The 18,522-nt window shown below is 44.7% G+C and carries 17 protein-coding genes; 8 read left to right on the top strand and 9 right to left on the bottom strand.

Annotation, left to right across the window (positions count from 1 at the left end; translation table 11 throughout):
• Positions 1 to 182 precede the first annotated feature (182 nt).
• The 3 genes from ilvB (at position 183) to PF479_RS19865 (ending at position 3,566) form a co-directional block, all read left to right on the top strand.
• Positions 183 to 1,898: a biosynthetic-type acetolactate synthase large subunit gene (gene ilvB, locus PF479_RS19875; protein ID WP_298010645.1), complete on the top strand. Its 1,716-nt coding sequence runs from the start codon at positions 183 to 185 to the stop codon at positions 1,896 to 1,898.
• Positions 1,898 to 2,404, top strand: a complete 507-nt coding sequence (gene ilvN, locus PF479_RS19870) for an acetolactate synthase small subunit (protein WP_298010642.1) — start codon at positions 1,898 to 1,900, stop codon at positions 2,402 to 2,404. Before ilvB ends, ilvN begins: the two co-directional genes overlap by 1 nt.
• Positions 2,405 to 2,546: 142 nt before the next feature.
• Complete coding sequence (locus tag PF479_RS19865) at positions 2,547 to 3,566, top strand: hypothetical protein (RefSeq protein WP_298010639.1); 1,020 nt, start codon at positions 2,547 to 2,549, stop codon at positions 3,564 to 3,566.
• On the opposite strand, the gene ylqF is transcribed toward PF479_RS19865, so the two are convergent.
• A complete protein-coding gene (ylqF, locus tag PF479_RS19860; protein WP_298010636.1) occupies positions 3,520 to 4,449 on the bottom strand; it encodes a ribosome biogenesis GTPase YlqF in 930 nt (309 codons plus the stop codon). The two genes, PF479_RS19865 and ylqF, sit on opposite strands and share 47 nt — an antisense overlap.
• A gap of 67 nt (positions 4,450 to 4,516) precedes the next feature.
• Here ylqF and PF479_RS19855 point away from each other — a divergent pair, with 67 nt between their 5' ends.
• Complete coding sequence (locus PF479_RS19855; protein ID WP_298010633.1) at positions 4,517 to 5,488, top strand: DHH family phosphoesterase; 972 nt, start codon at positions 4,517 to 4,519, stop codon at positions 5,486 to 5,488.
• Here PF479_RS19855 and PF479_RS19850 read toward each other — a convergent pair.
• From PF479_RS19850 to PF479_RS19840, 3 genes are read right to left on the bottom strand one after another with little or no spacing between them, the layout of a single operon-like run.
• Positions 5,481 to 7,418, bottom strand: a complete 1,938-nt coding sequence (locus PF479_RS19850; RefSeq protein WP_298010631.1) for a hypothetical protein — start codon at positions 7,416 to 7,418, stop codon at positions 5,481 to 5,483. The genes PF479_RS19855 and PF479_RS19850 overlap by 8 nt on opposite strands.
• Positions 7,419 to 7,444: 26 nt before the next feature.
• The gene (locus PF479_RS19845; protein ID WP_298010628.1) at positions 7,445 to 8,266 is read right to left on the bottom strand and encodes an MBL fold metallo-hydrolase; all 822 of its coding nucleotides are present in this window, start codon (positions 8,264 to 8,266) and stop codon (positions 7,445 to 7,447) included.
• Positions 8,229 to 8,564 (bottom strand): arsenate reductase family protein, encoded by a 336-nt coding sequence (locus PF479_RS19840; protein WP_298010626.1) that lies wholly within the window; start codon positions 8,562 to 8,564, stop codon positions 8,229 to 8,231. The genes PF479_RS19845 and PF479_RS19840 overlap by 38 nt, the downstream gene beginning before the upstream one ends.
• Positions 8,565 to 8,703: 139 nt before the next feature.
• On the opposite strand from PF479_RS19840, the gene PF479_RS19835 reads away from it, so the two are divergent.
• Positions 8,704 to 9,756 carry a glycoside hydrolase family 18 protein gene (locus PF479_RS19835; protein ID WP_298010623.1) on the top strand — a complete coding sequence of 351 codons (1,053 nt, stop codon included), beginning with the start codon at positions 8,704 to 8,706 and terminating at the stop codon, positions 9,754 to 9,756.
• 26 nt (positions 9,757 to 9,782) lie between these two features.
• Here the strand turns inward: PF479_RS19835 and PF479_RS19830 are convergent, their stop codons facing one another.
• Together PF479_RS19830 and PF479_RS19825 are read right to left on the bottom strand one after the other, a co-directional pair.
• Positions 9,783 to 11,102, bottom strand: a complete 1,320-nt coding sequence (locus PF479_RS19830) for a hypothetical protein (RefSeq protein ID WP_298010621.1) — start codon at positions 11,100 to 11,102, stop codon at positions 9,783 to 9,785.
• Between the two features lie 97 nt (positions 11,103 to 11,199).
• A complete protein-coding gene (locus PF479_RS19825; protein ID WP_298010618.1) occupies positions 11,200 to 12,159 on the bottom strand; it encodes an alpha/beta fold hydrolase in 960 nt (319 codons plus the stop codon).
• 300 nt (positions 12,160 to 12,459) lie between these two features.
• On the opposite strand from PF479_RS19825, the gene PF479_RS19820 reads away from it, so the two are divergent.
• Positions 12,460 to 13,794: an acetate kinase gene (locus tag PF479_RS19820; protein WP_298010615.1), complete on the top strand. Its 1,335-nt coding sequence runs from the start codon at positions 12,460 to 12,462 to the stop codon at positions 13,792 to 13,794.
• 68 nt (positions 13,795 to 13,862) lie between these two features.
• Here the strand turns inward: PF479_RS19820 and PF479_RS19815 are convergent, their stop codons facing one another.
• The 3 genes from PF479_RS19815 to PF479_RS19805 are packed head-to-tail and all read right to left on the bottom strand — an operon-like array spanning position 13,863 to position 17,616.
• Entirely contained in the window at positions 13,863 to 15,080 is a 1,218-nt protein-coding gene (locus PF479_RS19815; RefSeq protein WP_298010613.1) for a TIGR00300 family protein, read from the bottom strand.
• A 22-nt stretch (positions 15,081 to 15,102) separates the two neighbouring features.
• Positions 15,103 to 15,657: a DJ-1 family glyoxalase III gene (locus tag PF479_RS19810; protein WP_298010609.1), complete on the bottom strand. Its 555-nt coding sequence runs from the start codon at positions 15,655 to 15,657 to the stop codon at positions 15,103 to 15,105.
• 54 nt (positions 15,658 to 15,711) lie between these two features.
• Positions 15,712 to 17,616, bottom strand: coding sequence for a long-chain fatty acid--CoA ligase (locus PF479_RS19805; protein WP_298010606.1), 1,905 nt, complete (start codon positions 17,614 to 17,616; stop codon positions 15,712 to 15,714).
• A 140-nt stretch (positions 17,617 to 17,756) separates the two neighbouring features.
• Here PF479_RS19805 and PF479_RS19800 point away from each other — a divergent pair, with 140 nt between their 5' ends.
• Positions 17,757 to 18,242, top strand: a complete 486-nt coding sequence (locus tag PF479_RS19800) for a GNAT family N-acetyltransferase (RefSeq protein ID WP_298010603.1) — start codon at positions 17,757 to 17,759, stop codon at positions 18,240 to 18,242.
• A gap of 72 nt (positions 18,243 to 18,314) precedes the next feature.
• Positions 18,315 to 18,488 carry a 4Fe-4S binding protein gene (locus PF479_RS19795; RefSeq protein WP_298010600.1) on the top strand — a complete coding sequence of 58 codons (174 nt, stop codon included), beginning with the start codon at positions 18,315 to 18,317 and terminating at the stop codon, positions 18,486 to 18,488.
• The last annotated feature ends 34 nt before the right edge of the window (positions 18,489 to 18,522 follow it).

Here is an 18,522-nt window from a genome sequence, read left to right as displayed (position 1 = left end):
ACAGAAAGGCATTTGTCAATAATCAATCGATTAAATATACATTAATTGCTCAAATCCTTAGTTTTAATATAATTTTGCATCTAGAATTAACGCTTTTTTTAACAAAAAATGGATATATTGATATGTTGACCTCAAAAATAATATATTATATTATGAAATCACCTTAAGATACAGGAGGCATCATGAACAAAAAGCAATGTACTGCCGCCACCAAGTTAATAGAGATATTGAAAAAACAAGGGGTTGAATGCATTTTCGGTTTACCCGGCGGTAGCGCAATTCCTCTATATGACGCTTTGGCATTATCTGATATGAAACTAGTCCTGACAAGGCATGAACAGGGGGCAACCCACATGGCTGACGGCTATGCCCGATCCTCGGGAAAACCCGGTGTTGTTCTTGTCACTTCCGGACCGGGAGCAACCAATACCCTGACTGGTGTAATGACAGCCATGATGGACTCAGTTCCTATAGTTGTTCTCTGCGGTCAACAACTCACCAGTAATCTGGGACTCGATACTTTTCAGGAAGCAGATGTTTCAGGTATGTCCTATCCAATTGTAAAACACTCATTCCTGGTCAAAGATCCGAATGAACTTCCATCGGTCATAAATCAGGCCTTCCATATTGCCAATACCGGTCGTCCCGGTCCAGTCATCGTCGATTTGCCTAAAGATGTAACCAGCGCCCTCATTGATGAAGATACCACAGGAGAATTTACACTTCCCGGCTATGTAGTTCGTAAAGAGGGGAATCTGGACTCTATCAAGGAAGCGGCAGCCATGATATCCAAGGCTGAAAAACCCATTCTTATGGTGGGACACGGCGCTGTTATCTCGGGAGCCGGCCAGGAAATCAAGGCTATCGTTGAAAAGATGCAGATTCCTGTGACGAATACACTCCTTGGTAAAGGCTGTTTTCCCGAAAGTCATGAGTTGAACCTTGGAATGCCGGGTATGCATGGCACGGCTTATGCCAATATGGCTCTCTGTGAATGTGACCTGCTTGTTTCTATCGGAGCGAGATGGGATGACCGGATAGCCGGTTCCCCCAGTGATTTTCTACCCCAGGCTAAAAAGATTCATATTGATATTGATCCTGTTGAAATCAACAAGACCGTTCAGGTAGACTGTTCCATCATCGGGGATGCCAAATCAGTACTGAATTCATTATACGGATATTTAGAAAAAGGAAATACCCAGCGCTGGATCAAATTGATTCGTCGATTGAAACGTGAATACCCTCTGAAATATAAGAAAGAGGGAAAGTTAAGAGCCCAGCATGTCATTGAAGAGATGTCCAGACTGACTAAAGGAGAGGCCATTGTCACCACGGATGTGGGACAGCATCAGATGTGGGCCGCCCAGTTTTTCAAAACAGAGCATACACGTCACTTCCTCTCTTCCGGTGGTGCCGGAACCATGGGATTTGGTTTTCCTGCAGCCATTGGTGCCCAACTTGCCAATCCTGGGAGAATCGTCGTTGCTGTCGTTGGTGACGGGGGATTTCAAATGACTCTTCCAGAACTTTCAACAGCGGTCAACGAGAAACTCCCCATCAAAATACTCCTGATCAACAACAGATATCTGGGTATGGTACGGCAGTGGCAGCATATGTTTTACGACAACAGATTATCCGGAGTAGATTTGGAAGGAAATCCAGATTTTGTCAAACTCGCCGGAGCCTATGGATGTAAGGGCTTCAGAGTGAAACGAAGTGCGGATGTCCGCAAAGTATTAGGTGCAGCTCTGGCCTATAATGACGGTCCCTGCATCATAGATGCGGAAGTGGAAAAATATGACAATGTTTTTCCTATGGTACCCTCAGGTGCAGGTTTGGATAAAATGCTCCTCAGTATGCCTCGTAATAAACTGGAAAAACCTAAGGGAGGTACCTGATGAGTGATTTTCAGAAAAGACATAATATCAGCCTTTATGTAGAAAATAAGCCGGGCGTTACCATCCGGATTGCCCTTGTATTTGCCAGACGGGGATACAATATAGAGAGTTTTGTGGGTTCTCCTGCCCAGGATTCCCGATATTCCAGAATAAATATCGAAGCCACAGGTGATTCACAGACACTGCACCTCATGCTGGAACAGCTGAACCGTCTGGTAGATGTGATTCATGCCCGGGAATATTCAGATGAAGATGTGATACAGAAAGAACTGGCTCTTATCAAGGTTCGATGTGATAACAATTCAAGAACCGAGATTCTTCAAATTTCAGATGCTTTTAAATGCCGGAATGTTGACATCAGCGATACGACCATGACTTTCCAGGTCACAGGAAAATCTTCAAAGATTGATGCCGTCAGTAAGATGCTGGATAAATACGGAGTTCTTGAGGTTGTCCGTACCGGAAAGCTTCTGATTGCCCGGGGTGAAGAAGAAACATCCTGGTAGTCTCTTTTTTTGATTACTCAAACCGGCAGGACAGTCCCTGCCGTTTTTTTTATACCAAACACTTGATAAGGTTCATAAAGATTCCGATTATGTAATGAGGCCTATTGAAAAAGTGATAAGTCTTCTACCCCAGGAGGTTTTGATGATAAAAAAAATGATTCTACTGGTCCTTGCTTTACTCCCGATTCTGCTTTTTGCGCAGGAGGATGAACAGACCCTGGCTGGCAGCCTGACTCTCTATGACAGCCACAGCTCTCAGCCATTCCTGATCAACAGTGACGGTGGTTGGATGGAAATCAGACAGATATATAAAGAAGATTTTAACAGCATAAAGCCACCCTTCCCCGGGACTATCCGAAAATGGAGAGTGAAAACGACTTACATTGACGAGTCCGGTCAAAATGGTCAAAGCACTTTGCAGGTTAAGTTGCGCCAGCATGATGCGCAGGGACCCGTATTTACTTTACCCTGGACAGAAAATGCCTCCCGCTGGCAGGAAAAAAGCAGTAACTGGTTTATACCCTATGACGGGTTCGGTGTCATCCTGAAGGAAAATGCTATGCTGTCTGTCAGGCTCATTGCCCCACCCCGCAGTGCCGCTCCGGGGAAAATATATAAAATTGAGCTTGAAGCCTGGGATTTTCTGAAGGATCCAGAAGATTTTAATACGAAGATACCCGGACATCAGATGGCTTTTTCGTCTCCCTCAGAGTTGATGAATCCCATTAATCAGTTCAGATCATCAGATTCCATGAAAGCAAAAGATGAAGCCATCCGCTTTTCCCTGGACTTTGTCCAGTCCAACATAGAGGGAAACCTTCCTACATTTTACAAGTCTCTTTCTGATAATCTTAAGGTGCTTGAAACAGGCCTGAGCCAGAGCCGGTACAGAGTTGCACCTCCAGCTACAGATTTGAGTGGCTACACTCTGTCTGAGTACAAACGGAATTACCGCTATCATATCTACAAATATGATGACTATGCTGAATTGTTTCCCCAGTGGTTTGAAGAAGGAAGACGATGGTCCCCCGACAGAAACTGTTATCTTTTTCTGGGGACAGAAGTTCTCCCTGGACAGGTGGATTTCATGAAGGGTGAAAACCTTGTCTTTATGGTCAGTCAGGAACAGGGATCGTGGAAGATAATTGCTCTTCCTGAATAAAATCCCAGCCTCTTGCAGGATCAGATGACTGTTCCAGACTGACCTGCCCGATAATACCGTCCCGCAGTTCCTTGAGGAACATGCGGGCGGTACGTTCTATATCTGAATCTCCCCCGGGAAGCAGAAGACCCCGGTTCCGGGCGATCATTTCAAGCAGGACATGGGGTTCGACTGATTTAACTTCTTCAGAAGAGTACAGATCCTCCTGTCCATTTTTCAGTTTATACCTCTTAATAAGGATTTCCGGATAGCAGATTCTCATAAATCCGAGAACCCCCAGAGCAATTTGATCCAGCAGTAAAACGGCATCCTTGATAGAGCCCAGGGCAGCAAGTTTCAGCCCGACAAGCTGATCATCAAACTTGTGCCAAAGGATTCCCGGCGTATCCAGGACCTGAAGTTCCCGTGAAACAGGGATATGCTGAATGTCTTTGGTTACGCCAGGCTTATTGGCTGCCTGAGCTTTTCTCTTTCCCGCCAGAGTATTGATAACAGTAGACTTACCAACATTGGGTATTCCGACGATCATAGTTCGGACGGGCCGTCTGCTCACCCATTTCTTGTCCCGGCAGAGATTTTTACACTCTTGAGGAACTGTTTTCAGAGTCCGGATATTTCTGGAGTTGACAGAAACAGCCTTGATAATATTCCCATTTGTCAGTTTTTCTATCCATAGTTTCGTGACAACAGGATCTGCCAGATCGGCCTTATTCAGGAGAATCAATCTTGGCTTCTCCCTGGTCAGTTCTTCCAGAAGAGGATTACGGCTGGCCAGGGGAGCCCGTGCATCAAGGATCTCGATGACCATATCAACCTTCTTGAGGTTCTCAAGAATTAATTTTTTTGTTCTGGTCATATGGCCGGGAAACCATTGAATGGACATGACTGGTGCTCCTGTATTATTCTTAAAAAAGATTAAATCCTGTAAGATCATAAACCAAGCAGGAAAATTGTACTATCGGGAGCCGCTTATCTTTTCAGAAATTCTAATTGCAAATCTCAATAAAGAAGAGGGAAGAATATTTATTCAAACTCACAATTTCCCCGATCCCGATGCGGTGGCAGCCGCGTTCGGCTTGAAAGAGCTCCTTGATTCTCAGGGTATCCATACAGAAATCATCTATGACGGAGAGCTCCAGAGGCATGCACTGATACAGATGATTGCCCATCTGAATATACCCATACATCATTGGAAACATTATGAATTAATCGAATCCGACAGGATCATCATCGTTGACGGGTGTAAAGGAAATGCCAATGTGGAAGACCTGATAGGCAGAGAAATTGCTGTCATAGACCATCATATGAGCCTGACCACCGATGATGTTGAGATGACAGATATCAGGCCGGAATATGGCTCCAGTTCTACAATGATCTGTGAATATTTCAGAGAGAGAGGTGTAACACCATCAAGACAAGCCGCTTCGGCTCTGCATATTGGACTGGCAAGAGATACGGACCTCTTTACCAGAGGTATGACGGAAATGGATCTGGCAGCCCTCAGCTTCCTCTACCCCCTTTCAGACAAGGGTCTTGTCAACAACATTCTCAGGAACAATATACAGCTCACCGATTTGGATTATTATAGAAAGCTCCTCTCTAATCTGGAAGTATCAAAAGGTCTTGCCTTCTGTTACCTCCCTGAGGGATGCCCTCAAAATTTAATGGGGATTCTGGGAGATTTTATTCTATCCCTCCAGGAAATCCATTTTGTCTGTCTATTTGCCATGAACAGCGATAAGATATCCCTTTCCTTCCGCAATAACTGGAAAGACAAGGATGCATCATCTATTATGAAAAAGTTCAGCACCGGCATAGGCCGCGGAGGCGGTCACAAAGACATGGCCGGCGGCATCCTGGATGATGGGGTTCAACCCGATCCGGATGCCTGGTTTGAAAGTCTTAAAGATCTGATCAACTGATACGGCAGTTTAACAGGCGTTCTTTCATCACAAGGGCTTCGGCCATGATATTTTGATCCGACTTTGCCAGCCCTTCTTCAAGCCTATCCAGGGCGTCATAATACTGATCCCATGACATCCGTTCCCTCATCCACTGTTTCTCCACTGTTTCCGCATTTTCCTCGCCCCTCAGGAAAGGTTTAAGCTGGGTTTCAGCCAGGTTCAGAAGAGTTCCGCTTTCTTCAGGTGTTTCTAGAATCTTCAAAACAAGGCGGAGAAAGACCTTGATAAAGGGTGTTGAACTGATAAAACAACCGGTAAAGGGATCCAGTTCTTCCTTGACCTTTTTCAATCCTCCAGGCAGGAATGCTCCATAATAACTGAAGTAGATGATGCGAAGCAGATCGGCGACCCAGGTACTCTGCTTTGAGGCAGCAATTGACTCACCAGCAAAGGCATCCTTATCATGACGCATGATGAGACCGGGTTCATGAACATAACGCATCACAGGCTCATCACGGTCCATCAGAACCGAAAGAAGGTAGGCTTGATCCTCTGCTCTGGCGATGAAGCTTGGGGTAAACGGTCTTTTTTGCCTCAATGTGGAACAGAGAATGCCGTTTGTCCCCCCTGTCACATGGACACGGCTCAGACAGCTAGTTTTTCCGTCGGGTCTTCCTGGCTCTCCGTATCTGGTCATCATTTCGGCCAATGTAGAGACAGCCATGGGATGCTGTTTGTGAAAGATCCTGGCTTCCCCCTTTAGCTCCCTGTCAGCAGGGGGCAAGGGTACATCCGGAGTAAAAAGAGACCTTGCTATGTCCTTTTCATTGACCAGGGCACCGGCAATCATACCCAGTTCTACTTCACGGCCGCTGCTATCTGTGCCTAAAGCACCCCAGAGGGGAGTCATAAAGTGTTCAAATGCAGTCTTACCACTCTCTTCTTTCAATTCTTTCTGAGGAAAAACCTGATCAAGATCTATTTTAAAGGTTCCCTTCACTTCGGGATTAACCAGGAGTGACCAGAGAGGAACAATGGCTTTTAAAAAACTGTAATGTCTGCCGTAACGTCCGTCTACGCCAAAAACGGCAGAGATCATATCCTCATCACGATTTATACAAAGCATCTTGTTCAGTGAGGCAGACAGAGATCGGGTATCTTCCTCTGTGAACATAAATATATCCAGATCTTCCAACCCTCTGCAGCCGGCCAATTCAAGGGAGAGGTACTCGGGAGCAATGGACTTCAGCCCTTCATGGGTCACAGAGAGCGACAGGATCACTGTCATCCTGCTGCCTGAAGGAACTATTCCAGCGGCTTTTTCATAAGCGAATGCTTCGGCCAGGCCTTTCAAGCCGTAGATCATCTCATTGGCCTCAGTCTCCACCCCCATCAGGATGGGATGATCAAACCAGTACTTTTGTTCTTCCCCTTCCACGGCAGTGACTTTTTTCTGCAATTCAGGAGTCAAACGCTTCTTTAACTCTCCAGGAGGGAGGGTTAAAAGGACATTTGAAGTAAAAACCAGTTCTTTCGATGGATCAGTCAGGGGATGAGGGTTGAGGTTCTTCAGGACAACGGTTCTTTTATTCCTGATGAACTCTTCCTGCTCGGCTACGGTTTGTCCGCCGTAAGTGAATTCCGGAAAAAACAAATCAAGAAGTTCTGTGGAAGACCAGAGTCCATCCGTAACAAGAGAGGCGGCATTTTTTCGGAATTGTTCAGTCCCAGGGCTGTTCCATTCATTTCGAATCTGACTGGCAGCCTGAGCCAGGAAGGAGGGGTTTTCGAGTTCTGGATGTTCTTTCGCAGAAAGAATACTCATGAAGTCTTCCAATTGAGACTTCACATTATCCGGTAGAGACCGCCCGGATTCCCTATTTTTAAAATCTTTAATTTCAGGGATAAACTCCCAAATTGCATTCCAGAACCAACTGCACGATGTCATTTAAATGACCTCCCATCAACTTTGAATCAGGCCGAGCGGATCAGGGCATTCTGACTGAGACAGTCATTTCTGGGGCATATTCCATATGGAATCCTTCCCTTATAGATCCGTTGTACTTCTTCTTTCACTTTCTCAACATTATTATTTTTTTCTGATAAATGACATAGAAATATTTTTTTTAACCGGAGATCCTCCATTTCCGACAGCCTGCTCATGGATACAGCAGCATCCAGATTGGAAAGATGTCCTTGATTGGACAGAATCCTGCGTTTCAGAAATTCCGGGTAGGGTCCCTTATGAAGCAGCTCAGGGGAGTAATTTGATTCCAGAAAGAGGTAGTCTGACTTTGCGGCCAGAATCATCATTTCATCACTCACAAGCCCGGTATCGGTGATAATTGTAAATGCTAGATCATTCAAAGAAAAATGGAAACCCACAGAGGCCTGGGCATCATGGGATGTCTCAAAGCATCGAAACTTGAGGGAATCAAAGAAATAATCTTTTCCCGGCAGGATATCCAGACGATGCAGTCCGGGCTTCTTGCAGTACTTTTCCAGAGGCATATTCTGATGAGTGACCACAGGAATCCCCAGGGTAGAGGAAAGTGTTTCAACACCTTTAAAATGATCGCTGTGATGGTGAGTCAAAAATATGAATGCCAGTTTTGATTCCCGGTATTCAAGCTGTTTCATACGCCTCCTGAATTCAGAAAGAGAGTATCCGTTATCTATGATAAACGAAAAATCACCTGACTCAAAAATAAATCCATTGGAAGCAGATCCGCTGCCCAGTATGGCAAAACGTGTTGAATCAGCCTTCAATCCAGGTCTTCCAGGTCTTCGGATCATATCCGATACTGACCTTTCCATCACAACGGATGATAGGAGTCTTAATCAAATCTGGGTAGGCAAGGAGTTCTTCCGCAGGATCAAAATCCAAAAAGGCGAACTTTTGTTTATATACTTTTGATTCCTGATCAACCAGCTCATCAGAAGACACTTTGTTCAGGATATTTCTTAATTCTCCCGGGCTGAGAGGTTTTTCATTCAAATCGAGGGTAAAGTACTTCTGTCCTCTCTCCTTGAAAAAGCGTTCTGCTTTTCTGGTATTCTGGCACTTCTTTGTACCGATGATCTGAATATTCAATCTTCTCTCCCTTAAGGATTCTCTGCTGATTTTCCAATTATGAGAAAAAGCCTCTGTTTTGTAAATCAGGAAGGAATCACTTTACCATAAAAATGGGACATACTATAATGCTCATTCCACCAGATTTGAGGGAGTCTTCATGAAATCAATGACTAAACTTTTTTATACTTTCATTATTCTTTCTCATTTTATGATGATACAGCATGTTTATGCACAGTCCCCGAGAAACCTCGGAACCTACCTTCCCTCCTATAGAATGAAGCAGTTATTTCCCCAGGATATTTCCGGGAGAACAGCATGGTACAAAATGCATCCCTATGGATCGGAAAACGGGACAAATGACACGGAGGTTCTTCCAATAGATTACAGTTTCAGCAGAGGTGAATTGATTCTTAAGCATTTTGATGAAGTTTATTTCTTTTCTCTTAGAATACCAGAGAAGGGAGAACCCCTTCTTTCTCTTGAAAACAGGGACCATTTAACATACCTTCAACGCCTTGTAAATTCTAAAGGTCCCGCAATGAATCTCTGTATCAGCGGGTCTTCCAGTGATTTCATTCCTCTCCTGAGAGATGATCTGAAAAGATCGGAGTTTTTAGAAGGTCTGGAAGAAATAATGGATTCCTTTGGCTTGTCCGGACTGGATCTTGACTGGGAGTTTCCAGGAAATGATCAGGAAAAGGAGTTTTATTCAAGCCTTTTAGGAGATTTGAGAAGCCTCTGTGATTCAAAAGGAAAAAAACTGACCATCGCAGCCAGCCGTTTTCACCCTCTTCCGGCAGAGGCTTATTCACTGCCCGATAAGATTCATTTGATGACATATGATTTTTTTGGGCGTCATTCTACAGCCGAAAGCACTAGAGAGGCTTTGGAATACATGATGGCCCGTTATGAGATTCCACCGGAAAAACTGATTATGGGAATTCCCTTTTACGGGAGAATCTTTGACGGCTACTCTCCGGATTACTGGAAGAAGGCTCAATCCTACAGAGAAATTATCAGACAGAACCCGGTCCTCCCCCACGAAGATGAGGCAGAGGGGTATTACTTCAACGGCCCCGAAACTGTACAGAAGAAAACTGAGATAGCAGAGGAGTTGAGTCTGGGAGGTTTTTTTGTCTGGGAAATCGGTCAGGACAGTCTTGGAAAACAATCATTGACCCGGATTCTCTGGGAATCCCAGAATTCCTGAATTATCATCATTCAGCTCGCCCTTCATCACCGACTCCATTCAAGCTGCAGCCTCATTATCAGCGACTCCTCGCTGAAGCCTTTCTGAGAAGGGTTCCGAAACTCATACCCTCCTTTTCCCGTCAGTCTGAATGATCCGATTCTCAGGGATTCCTCCCCTTGCGGAGAGACTGTCAGGATTCCCGGTTCGGCTTTTACAGGACAGAATAGACGGCTGTATCTCCCTTGTCTGAATCGTTTCAATTCTGGTCCTATTGACCACTCCAGGACCCTCTGAGCATTACCACGGAGTCTGCCTTCCAGGGAAGCACTCCAGACAGGTCTTCTTCTACTCAATTTTATGCTGTATTCACTGGTTCTCATCATACCGCCCTCTTCGGGTACCGTATCCAGAGCATATCCCAGTCGGATGCCACCAGGATCGAAGGTCCTCTCTCCCTGGAGGGAAAAACCAAGAAAAGACCGGGATTCGTCCCACTTATATCCTTGGTAAAATATTCCGGAAATCTGGAAATCAATATCAGGAAGCACATTGATCCTGTTCTCCCAGTAGCGTTCCCAAAGCGGAACCTCAAGGTCTCGGTTGACCCAATGAGCCGAATTGATCCAGTACCTGCTGGTAAAATCCCAGGATTTTTCAATGAGGGAATACACCGGAAGAAGGGAGTATCCCGGAATTCTGTATTCTGAAAACGATCCTCCTCCCTGAATATGAACACGGGAACGCCTGCCTTCATGCTTAAGATCTGCAGCACCATGATAAACAGGGTGAACATCCTCAGGTCCTCCGTCATTAAACCAGGAATCATCCTTCTCTTCTGAATCGTCTGATGCTTCCGGTAGACCCAGGGAAATACCCAGGGTCAGGGGGTTATAGGGATTCAGATAGAGTTCCTGCCATACAGCAGATTGTATGCTCATTTCATCTCTTTGAACCATAAGACCTCCGTGGCAGGGAAAAAGGAGGGCCGCCGCTGAGGATTCCAGAAAAGAGTTGCTGCTCCTGTCCGCTACAAGACCATGCTTCTGGCGTAGAGTGGTGTTGCTGATTAAAGAAGTCAGGGATGTAAACTTCCAGAGTCCTGATGGTGCAAAAGATCCTAATTGAAAGAATCGGCTGTCCAGGATGAAGGGGCCGGGACTCCAGACACCCTCAGGATCTGTCAGAGCCGTGGCCTCGGCCAAAGTTTTTTCATTGGAAATTCGGTAAAGGATTTTGTTATCAGAACCGTATTCCCAGGTCTCCCTGAGCATCTGCTCCGAATAGAGGGAAGTACTGATCAGTGTCAGGAGTATAAAAATGAAAAACATACCCATAAAACGGAACAATAGGCACTGTTGCTTCAAAAAAAAGAGGCTGCCCCTGATTGGTGACAGCCTCAACTCCTTTGTGACTATGCTTCAAATCTCCTTTATGAAACATATCTCCTTGTACTTTGCTCTTTCAGCCACTAAGGCGGGCTGTCATCCATTTATATATTTCCTGATAACAATCTTCACATCCGAGTTCATCCAGGCACTCATGCCTCATATCATCCTTGAGCATGACTGTTATCTCATTATTTCCATTTTTTCTGTAAGAAGATGCAACACTTTCTACAACCTTCCCGAAGTTCCCCACAGGATCATCTTTTCCTGAATACAGGAGCAGAGGCAGATTATCCGGGGTTGCCGCATAACAGCTCTTTTTATTAATAATTTTCAAACCATCAGCAAGATCGGAAAAAAAACCACTGGTGCAGATGAAACCGCAATAGGGGTCTTCCACATATTTTCGAGTCTGATCAGAATCCCGGGACAACCATTCAAAACCGTGAGCTCCGTCAAAATCAAAGGACTTATTGTTTGAACCAAAGCTTAAAGTATCCAGCATTTTACTTCTGTGGCGCTTACCCTTTACTGCAGATTCCAGGGTTGAGAGTATTTTAGCAATAGATAACAACAAGGAAGATTGAAAACCCGTTCCCGAGATGACAGCTGCAGTTATCTCCGAGCCGTATAAACTGAGATAATGACGGGTCAGAAAAGACCCCATACTGTGACCCAACATAAAAACAGGAAGATTTTTCTGCTCATCCAAGGCGAGGAGGTAAAGGGTACGAATATCGCCAATCACCTTCATCCAACCCTTTTCATCGGCAAAATACCCCAGATTATCAACAGACCCTGCCGTGTCACCGTGTCCCCGGTGATCTTCACCATAAACGGCAAACCCTTTTTCAGCCATAAAGGAGGCAAAAGAATCATAACGACTTATATGTTCTGCCATTCCATGATTTATAATGAGTATTGCTTTAATGTTTTCAGGTGAAGGAAGCCATTTCAGGGCGTGTATTTTCTCATTTCCTTCCCCATTAAACGAGAAGGACAAGGGCTCAATTTTTTGCAGATTATCCTGTATCACCTGCACATTATACACTGGTATGGTTTAATCTCAAAGTATTATTTTTTACGATAGTTTGATTCCTTAAATCCATGAATCTTCTTATTTTGAAACCATTAGTAAAGATGTATGAAATATTTTTGAAAGTCTTTGCAAAAAGTTTAGGATAAAAAATTACTGGCTTTGTTCAGACTATTTCTTCAGATCTATTGAATAATCCACGGCAAACTGTAAAATGTATATAAAATTTCAATTTAAAAGCCCTCTTTAGGGCTATCAATATATTGGAATCATTATAATTAAACAGATCTGGAGGATAGAATGGTTATTTTAACACTGAACTGCGGAAGTTCTTCCGCAAAATTTCAGGTTTACGATTGGGATAAAAAAGAAGTGCTGGGTGTGGGCATGATTGAAAGAATCGGAGAAGAAATCTCTAATATTGAACACAAACCCCTTGGTAAATCCGAGTTTGAAGAAAAAAAAGCATGTCCCAGCCATAAGGAAGCCGTATCCTGGATCATCGATACAATCCTGGATAAAAAAAACGGATGCATTGCCGATATGAGTGAAATTAAGGCTGTAGGTCACCGTGTTGTCCATGGTGGAGAAGCCTTTAAAAAATCAGTCATTGTTGATGAAAGTGTCCTTAAGGCATTTGAGCAGCTGAATCACCTGGCCCCTCTTCATAACCCGGCAAACATTCAGGGAATCAGAGGAGCCATGCAGGTTCTCCCTGATGTTCCCCACTGTGCCATAATGGATACAGCCTGGCATCAGACCATGCCCTCTCTCTCCTTTATGTATGCCCTTCCCTACGACTGGTATGAAAAGAACAATGTAAGACGCTATGGTTTTCACGGAACTTCCTACCTGTATACCGCAAAAAGAGCCTCAGTTCTTTTGGGTAAGGACCCTTCTAAAACCAATGTCATCATTGCCCATATCGGGAATGGGGCCTCAATGTGCGCCGTAAAAGATGGAAAATCCTTTGATACCTCAATGGGAATGACACCTCTGGAAGGACTGATGATGGGTACCAGAAGCGGAGATATTGACCCCGCCATAGTGACATACATGATGAATGAAACCGGTATGAACTCAAAGGAAATGGATGCAACCCTCAACAAGAAAAGCGGTGTTCTGGGTATAACCAAAGGATTTGTCGATAGAAGAGACGTACAGACCGGAGTCGAAAAGGGCGATGTCATCTGTACCCTTGCTCAGGATATGGAAGCCTACAGAATTAAAAAATACATTGGCTCCTATTATGCCGCATTGGGCCAGGTTGACGCGATCGTTTTTACTGCCGGTGTGGGAGAAATGAATCCATCCTACAGACTGAAATCTCTGAAAGGTCTGGAAAATATGGGAATCATCCTGGATGAGAAGAAGAACAAGATTTCTGTGTCCAGGAACTGTGAAACCTGTATTTCCGCGGATGATTCTCCCATCAAAGTGTATGTAATCCCCACGGATGAAGAACTGGTCATGACAGAAGATACCTACGCCCTGATGGACGGAACCTATGATGTTCACACCAGCTATGAGTACTACTTTCAGAGCAAGGAATACAAGAACAAAGCCAGAGAGCGTGCACTCCCGGGGAATCTTGAAAAGAATCCTGCCTTGAAAGGCATTATCGCCAGGGCCTGACAGGATTTATCCAAAAGCATCAGAAGATAATATAGCAGAGCCGGGACAATTTCTCAGCTCTGTTTTTTTTACGAAAGATCAAGCTCCAGGCGAACTGCCAGAGCATTCAGAAAAAGGCCGACATCACTGACAATGCCAATAGCCTGGCCAGTACCGCGGTCTGCCAGTTTGGTCACCACCGCCGGGTTGATGTCAATACACACCGTCTTGACCCAAGAGGGAGTCATATTGCCCGTTCCAATGGAATGAAGCATGGAAGAGAGCATCAGTATCATATCCGCTCCCTTTATTATCTGTGAGTATTGTGCCTGAGCCTCAATCATGTCATTAACGGTTTCAGGAAGAGGGCCGTCATCCCGGATGGAACCTGCCAGACAATAGGGAATACCCGACTTTTCAATCTGATACATCAACCCGTTGTTCAGATCACCTGCCTGGATAGCCGCCTTTATAGAACCAAAACCGTTGATCCGGTTTATGGCCCTCATATGATGATTGTGCCCACCATGAGTTGGTTTTCCGCTCTTCATATCCACTCCCAGAGACGTTCCGTAATAAAAGGATTCGAGATCATGGACCGCCACGGCATTCCCGCCTAGGAATCCTTGAATAAAACCTTCCCGGATCATCGCCGAGAGAGCAGGAGCTCCCCCGGTGTGAATAACAACCGGGCCACAGACGACGATGCATCTTCCCCCGTCGGCCCTTATCTGCCTGAGCTCATGGGCTATGGTATCCACGGTGATATCATAGCTTCTTTCCGAAGAGACCTCGTTGGTCATAAAGGCAAATCCATCATCTTTTTTTTCAGCAGCCGGCGGATACACCCGGACTGATTCACTTCCGCAGAGAATAGGGTCCCCTTTTTTGATGTCTCTTATTTTTGTACACACGAAACCTTCCGGTGTTTTGATCACAACCGCATCCATTCGCTGTTGTGAAACGGCATTCCACTTTGAGTCGGCATAGACTTCCGTCCTGTGATTCGTGGAGGAATAGAATCCTTCAGGGGCATGGGCATCCTTGGAGGAGTATTCAAAAACCGCGTTGACTCCCCCCTTCTCATAGGCTCCCAGTGGTGAGACCTTGGATAAAACAAGTTCCAGAGATTTATCATTTTCGGCGTAAATTGTTATTTCCGCACGAGTGGTTTCTACTCTTGTTTTACCCACATCGATCTTATCAATGTGGTAATCCAGATTCTCTCCAACTATAAAATTCAATACATTGGAAAGGATTCCTGAATCGATCAGGTGTCCCTCCAGTATAAGAGTCATTTTTTTCATTTGAATCCTTTTGTCTACAGGATTAATATCCTATCTGAAGTGTGGCTTTCATGACATCATTGGCTATTTCCTGTCCACACAGGAAACTGATAATCATTCCGGCAAACTCTGCCGCCGCCCCCACACCGCAGGCTGTAATGATGTTCTCATCTCTGACAACCCGTTCAGTGGTGTACCTGCCGAAGGGTCCGGCTTTATCTTCAAAACCTGGATAACAAGTATAGCGTTTGTCCTTGAGGACACCCGCCCCTCCCAATACCAGTGCTGGTGCCGCACAGATGGCGGCGACCAGCTTTCCCTGATCATGAAAGCTTCGAGCAAGACCCAGAACACGCTTGTTTGCCCCGATATGAGCGGAACCGGGCATGCCACCTGGTATGAGGATTGCATCAGCACTTTCTGGAAAATCCTTCAGTTCGATATCGGCCTTGAGAGTGATTCCGTGTGATCCTTCTATCATTATTTTATCCAGCCCCACAGTAACAACCTGTATACCGGCCCTTCGCATAAAATCAATGGGGGTAATGGCTTCCACTTCTTCAAGACCATCCGCTAGAATTACGGCTACCAAAGTCATGTTTTACTCCTGTTGCCTCGGGTCATAAAAATGTCCCCGAGGGAATTAACGAAATCAGCGATTCAGTAGATCATCAATCTCCGTCTTGTATAGATCATAAATCTTCGGACGCAGAAGTTCCATCTTTGCTGAGAGTTCTCTCCCCACTTCAAAATTATTCTGCAGTATACTGAACTGATAGATTCTTTCAAAGCTGGAGAAACCATGGGCAGGAGAGACTAAATCGGCTATTTCCTGATTGATCAGTTCCCTTATTTCAGGAACGTCACCCAGGAGGGCTCTATCTTCATACATGATATTATTCTTTTTGGCGTAATCTTCCAAATTATCAAACTCGGGAACGACTATGGCTGAAAGGTATTTTTTGTCCTGACCCAGAATGACGACATTATCGATATAGGGAGATTCCTTGATTTTAGATTCCAGAGGAACGGGTTCTACATTTTCTCCGCCTAAAAGAACGATCGTATCTTTGGCTCGGCCTACAAGTGTTATTTCATTATTCAATGAAATAACGGCTATATCACCCGTATTCAGCCATCCGTCCTTTGCCAAAATCGTATCTGTCAATTCCTGATTTCCATAGTAGCCTTTCATAATTTGGGGACCACGGACATAAAGGACACCTCGTTCGCCGGGTTTGACTTCTTTTCCATCGTTATCCAGAGCCTTGATTTCAGTCCCGATAAAGGCTGGTCCTACGGTGTTCACCACAGGGTGTGACTCTTCCCGGACAGAAATGACGGGTCCCGATTCTGTGAGGCCATAGCCTTCCAGAATTTTGACTCCTATACCACCGAAAAAATTATCCACATCCCGCTGAAGGGCTCCCCCTCCGGATATTCCGGCCCGCAGCTTGGAAAACATCTTACCCGTGATCTTAGAGAATAGTATTTTATCTCCCAGAGCTCTCAGGGGGGCGGTATGAATCCTGCCCAGCGCGGCACCACATTTCTGAAGCATCTTATTATGCCCTGTATAGTCGGGATAGCGATCCTGAAGGATACAGCAGTAATGCTCGTCTTTGATTGCCTTTTTCAGAAAAAACTTGAACAGCTTTTCCGCCTTAACACCCTTGGATTTTATATTTCTGAGTACTCCTGCGTACAGAGCGCCCCACAAGCGGGGAACGGCTGTCATGAGTGTCGGATTAACGGACTGAAGGTCCTGGAGCAGTGTTTTACCTATGGGTTTTGAATAAGCCAGGCAGGCTCCGTTTAAGGAGGAGACATATTGAATGATCCTTTCAAAGGAGTGCCATACAGGTAAAATGGTCAGCCATGTATCCTTTTCTGAAACAGGAATATAGTGAAGCATGGCTTCTGACTGATAGATATAATTCTTGTTCGTCAACATGACACCTTTGGGAATCCCCGTGGTACCGGATGTAAAAATAATGGTAGCAATATCTTCTTCCTGTCCCTGAGCTATCTCATTTTCAATCAAATCAGGTTGAGCAGAGATTTTTTCATCACCCGTTTTCATCAAATCGGTATAATTAAAAATTTTGAAATGACCAGCCTGGGCGACCGTTTCAGCATCAGCCGGTTCAATCATCACGATTTGCTTTAAGGCGGGAAGATCACTCTGAACCTCCAGTAATTTTTCAAGCTGGAGATTGTTTTCAAGTATGACAGTCTTGCAGCCTGGAATACTCACGATATGAGCCAGTATCTTTGATGAGATATCACAGCCCCGGGGAGCATCATTGGCTCCCAGAGAAAGGAGTCCCATGTCACATATAAGCCATTCTTTTCTGTTGTCTGCAATGATGCCGACAGTGTCTCCCCTTTTGATTCCGATCGACTGGAGACCAGCTGCACAGAACTGAACTTCTTTATAGAAAGTTTTATAATCCGTCGGCTGATAGACTCCGTCCGTATCCTTACTGAGCTGGACACTCTGATTCGGGAAAGTTTGAACAACTTTCTGCAGTTGTTTCATTATTGTGGGTTCCAATTGACGCCTCCATTGTATTCATATACAGCAAGTGATTTTTTTCCTGTAATATTGTTTAAATTCATTCAGGATAGGGATGTAGAAATTCTACTAGTAGAATACCACTGTACACATACTAAGGGTGCGCTTCTTATTCGTCAATGAGTATTATTGAATCAGATTTGAATATGGCCTATCCTGATTCCATGAAGAGGAAAGATATTGAAACTCGAATGGCTGCCTGGGATTCTGATTCAGAATTCATACAGGATGTAAGAACCAGGGTATTTGTTGTGGAACAGCATGTGCCTATTGATCTCGAAAGGGATGGAAAAGATCCTCAAATGATTCATGTTCTAGCCTTTGCGGGATTTAAAGCCGTAGGAACTGCACGTATGAGTCTTGAGGGCCATATAGGACGCGTTGCGGTGATTCATGAATATAGGGGAAACAACATCGGTGCTCTAATGATGGATAAACTGGAAAATCAAGCTCTCACCCTTCCAATGGACTGGGTTCACCTGAATGCCCAGACCCACGCTCAGGGCTTTTATCAACGCAGAGGCTATGTTCAGGAAGGTGGAATCTTTGATGAAGCAGGGATTCCTCATATACATATGAAGAAATATATTGCCAAATCTCTTTAATATGTTGATCTTCCTTACTTAATAATATATTTTATACAGGAAAAAATAACCAATTTGTTATGGAGGAATCCCATGGCCTATGTAATTAATGCTGAAGACTGCGTTAACTGCGGCGCTTGTGAAGGCGAATGCCCTGTAGATGCAATCAGCGAAAAAGATGACGCCAGAATCATCGATGCCGATCTTTGTACAAGCTGCGGTGCCTGTGCAGATGTTTGCCCCACAGAATGTATTCTGGAAGGTTAATATCTGACTTCTAATAAGAAGCCGTCTTCACCGG

The organism is Oceanispirochaeta sp. (assembly GCF_027859075.1).
Lineage (GTDB): Bacteria > Spirochaetota > Spirochaetia > DSM-2461 > DSM-2461 > Oceanispirochaeta.
Note: the sequence above shows the minus strand (reverse complement) of the source record. Positions and strands in the feature narration are given on the sequence as shown.